We start from the raw sequence: 1,014 nt of genomic DNA on the forward strand, positions 1-1,014 counted from the left end.
GCATCCACTCAAGCTGCTGCAAGAATACTCAAATACCGACAAACACCGAGGTATTCGGCTGTGTGCGACAGGATTGATGGTAGATCGCGAGGACAAGCCGTTCATAGGTCAGGATCATTCGATGCGACCGATCAGCGCGGGAGATCTTGTGATGACGATTCCGGTTGGAACACCGATTGTCGTCTCATTTACTGCAAGCGTCATCGTTGAACGTCCGAACGGCGCTGCATTTGTTTCACCAGCAGCTGAGTTGAACCGCCTGCTGCGGCATGTGTGCGACGTGGTAATTCCCATACTGGTCAAGGGCGTTGCTTTGACAAGATCGCTCCCGCCGCATATCGACCTCGGTGATACAGGCCAATCCAGTCGGGAGCGGCTCCAATCTGGCGGCTGGGAATATGCGCACGCACGCGAAGGCGCACGGATGTTGGAGAAATTTGTCGAGACGATGAGTGCGCCTCCGAAGTTTACGAAAATACTCGCCAAAGATGCGGAATAGCTGTTTGTGCGCAGATTCGCGCAGGCGAAGCTATTTTCGCACTTGATGAGTTTTCACGAACGATCAACAATAGAACTATATGCCGGACGTGAAGGCGGCCACACAGGCGGTACCCGCCTGATGGCCTGGCTTCACTTGGGAAATCAGCTGTCCCCAAAGGGGAAAGGGTGATCCGGCGAAGCCTCAAGAAATTGTCCGTAGCTCGCCCCTTGCTCAACTAGCGCCTCAATCGTTGAAGCCTCTACCGATATTGGATCCCACGGTTGTCTGTGGCGAAAAATGATTTGATTCTGGCACCCGTCTACGAAACATCCGAAAGCACCTGGGGTTTCACCGACTCCAACCGCGTAGCGAAGTTTGAAAAACATTCGACTGTCGAGCGGTGAATTCAGTGTAGCGGTCGGGTCAGGCACATAGCAGAATCCCTGAGGCCCAGTCGCGACGCGGATTGTGTGGCCTCCAACGGTGGCATGCTGCGCAAAGAATGGAGTCGTCAGTCGCTGCATGGACGACAT

1 protein-coding gene is annotated in these 1,014 nt (G+C 54.2%); it reads left to right on the forward strand.

The annotated features are described in order from the left end of the window. Positions 1-499 (forward strand): hypothetical protein (locus ACWDNU_RS47250; RefSeq protein WP_449673634.1); only part of this gene is annotated, 499 nt, incomplete at its 5' end. Positions 500-1,014 lie beyond the last annotated feature (515 nt).

The sequence above is a fragment of the Amycolatopsis sp. NPDC003676 genome (assembly GCF_053587275.1).